The sequence below is a fragment of the Burkholderia sp. D-99 genome (assembly GCF_011605345.1).
In the GTDB taxonomy this organism is placed as follows: Bacteria; Pseudomonadota; Gammaproteobacteria; order Burkholderiales; family Burkholderiaceae; genus Burkholderia.
Map to the genome: position 1 here is coordinate 1 of NZ_JAAOXM010000028.1, position 2,910 is coordinate 2,910.

Genomic DNA, 2,910 nt, shown 5'->3' on the forward strand with positions numbered 1-2,910 from the left:
CAGGCAGCAGGCAGCAGGCAGCAGGCAGCAGGCAGCAGGCAGCAGGCAGCAGGCAGCAGGCAGCAGGCAGCAGGCAGCAGGCAGCAGGCAGCAGGCAGCAGGCAGCAGGCAGCGTGGAAATTCCAGTGAGGATTGACTGGGAAGGGTGCGTATCGTCGCGCTGCGCCGGTTGCGGCCGGGCGCGACGATACGGGCGGCCGGTCAGTTTGCGGCCGGAGCGCTCGCGCCCGACGATGCGACGGGGTTGGCGGCGGCAGGCACGGGCGATGTGCCCGAGGGCGCCGATGCCGATACGGCGGCCGATGCGGTGGACGCGGGTGCATGCGCGGCCGGTGTGGGCGTCGCAGCGGCCGGTGCGGAAGCGGCGGGCGTCGATGCCGGGCTGGAAGCGGATGCCGGCGCGGGTGTCGAGGCTGGCGTGGATGCCGATCCGGACGCCGGCGCAGGTGTCATCGCCGGCGCGGGCGTCGACGCAGCGGCCGGAGCAGGTGCCAACCCCGAAGCAGACGCCGCCACCGGCGCGGCAGCACGCATTGCCGCTGGCGCGACCACGGCCGACGCCGCGGCCGGCACGGCGTTCGCGCCCGACTCGGGCGCAACGACCGGCAGCGAAAGCGGCACCGGCGCCGCGGGCGGCGTCGGCACGGCCGGGGTCGTCATCTTCATCGGCTCGCCCTGCGGCGTCGGCGCGGGTTCAGGCAGCGGCGTGACGGGTTCCTTCTCGGCGGCCTTGACGGTCGCGCGGTCGCGGCGGGCCGGGTCGATCTTCAGGAAATGCTCGACGAGATTGAAGAAGCGCTCATAGAACACGCCGGCGGGAATCGTCTCGCTGGCGGTCTTGACGAGCGCGTCGTCGCTCGAACCGATCGGCAGCGACAGCGAGCCGAACACGCTGAGGCCCACGCTGGCCGACGTATTCGACTTCTTCAGCGTGTAACGATCCTGTACCGCATTGACGTACGCGATGCTCGACGAGCCGTCCGCGTTCGCGTCCGCACAGACGACGTGAAACTCGATCACGACGTGCATGTCGTTGTTCGGCTGGAAATTCTTGCTGCCGTCGACCGCATCGTTGCGCGACGACGACACCACATAGCCCTGGCTCAGCAGCGCGCGCCGCGCGGCCTCGCAGGCCGCGTCGGATTTCGAGTGGAACGTATGCGCATACGGGCTGCTCGTCGCGTCGAACTGTTCCTGCTGGTAGATCGGCTTGGGCGGCGACGAGCACGCCGCCAGCACGGTCGCGGCCGCGAGCGCGCACGAAACGGAAAACAGGCGAAATCGGTTGTGCATGGCGTCTTTCAGAAGGCTCGGCGAGATGCTGCGCCGGGTTGCGCGCGTCGCGCGGCAACCGGATGGCGGCCGTCGCGCAAGGGCGGGGCCGGTAACGGGCGCGTGGCAATCTCGGATGGCCGGGGCGTCATTATAGTTTCGTTTGATGTCGCGCTCGCTTCGGAAGCTGTTTCCGCCGATGACGGTTCCGGCGCGCCGTTACCGGCGGGAACGAGCGCGAACCGGCGCTAGCTGGCCGGCGACGGCCGCGCGGCGGCCAGCAATTGCGACGTCAGCGGATGATGTTCGCCGCGGCGCGAGCGGATCGCGTGGATCTCCTCGGTCACGTCGCCCGCGCGCCCGAGCCGCCGCAACCCGCGCAGCAGCGACGCATCGTTCGCGCCGAGTTCGCTCAGCGGAAACACGCCGAGGCCGCGCGCCGCGAACACGGCCATCAGTGCGCTGTCCTCGAATTCCCCGGCCACGCGGGGTACGATCCGCTCGCCTTCCAGCCACTGGTCGAGGCGCGCGCGCAACGCCGAATGCGCGGTCGGCAGCAGCACGGGCAGGCCGGCGAGGCACTGCGGAAAGTGCTGCCGCGCGGCCGGCGTGACGAGTGCCGCGGGCCCGTACCAGTCGACCGGCGACGCGACGAGCCGCTCGCTCGTCACGCGCAGGTTCGAACCGGACGGCGCGCCCTGGCCGGCCAGCACGAGATCGAGATGATGCAGCGCGAGCTCCGCGAGCAGCGCGTCGTGCTCGCCCTCGTGGCACAGCAGCCGCAGCGTGGGGGTATCCAGCACCGGGGCAAGGATCGCGTGCGCGGCAAGCTTGGAGATGCCGTCCGCGAGGCCCACCGCGAGGCGTACGGTCGGCTGGCTGGCCGCCGCGCGCACTTCGTCGGGGATCAGCCGTCCCATCTCGAAGATCGCCTCTGCGCGCGCAAACGCGGCCTGGCCGGCGTCGGTCATCACGACGCCGCGCCCGGCCGGGCGCAGCAACTGGTGCCCGAGCGCTTTTTCGAGCTCGCGCACCTGCGCGCTGATGGTCTGCACGGCCATGTCGAGCCGCCCGGCCGCGCGCGCAAAGCCGCCTTCCTTTACGACGACCCAGAAATAGTACAGATGTCGGAAATTGAGCATCGGATCGATATATCGGAAAAACCGAACCAAAAATCAGATTCTCTCTGATTTTTCCGAAGCTCGGGGCGGCATATCATCGGGCTTTCCACTTTCGTATCGGCCCATTTCATGGACTACCTGCTGACGCTTGCCGCCGACCCCGCCGTCTGGGCTGCGCTTCTGACGCTCGTCGTGATGGAAGTCGTGCTCGGCATCGACAACCTGATCTTCATCTCGATCCTCAGCAACAAGCTGCCCGAAGCGCAGCGCGCCCGCACGCAGCGCCTCGGCATCGCGCTCGCGCTGGTGATGCGCCTCGCGCTGCTCGGCAGCGTCGCGTGGATCGCGAGCCTCACCGAACCGGTGTTCACGCTGTTCGACCATGCGTTCTCGTGGCGCGACATGATCCTGCTGTCGGGCGGCCTGTTCCTCGTCTGGAAGGCGACCACCGAGATCCATCACCACGTGTCGCACGACGGTGAAGGCTCGGGCGGTGCCGGCGGCGCGGCCGGCCTGA

3 protein-coding genes are annotated in these 2,910 nt (G+C 69.5%); 1 reads left to right on the forward strand and 2 read right to left on the reverse strand.

Going from position 1 to position 2,910, the window contains the following annotated elements; all coding sequences use genetic code 11:
- Positions 1-201: 201 nt before the first annotated feature.
- Entirely contained in the window at positions 202-1,293 is a 1,092-nt protein-coding gene (locus HAV18_RS39510) for a DUF2242 domain-containing protein (protein WP_166966431.1), read from the reverse strand.
- 227 nt (positions 1,294-1,520) lie between these two features.
- Complete coding sequence (locus HAV18_RS39515; protein WP_166966433.1) at positions 1,521-2,414, reverse strand: LysR family transcriptional regulator; 894 nt, start codon at positions 2,412-2,414, stop codon at positions 1,521-1,523.
- A gap of 108 nt (positions 2,415-2,522) precedes the next feature.
- Between HAV18_RS39515 and HAV18_RS39520 the strand changes: the two genes are divergently transcribed.
- Positions 2,523-2,910 (forward strand): TerC family protein (locus HAV18_RS39520; RefSeq protein WP_166966434.1); only part of this gene is annotated, 388 nt, incomplete at its 3' end.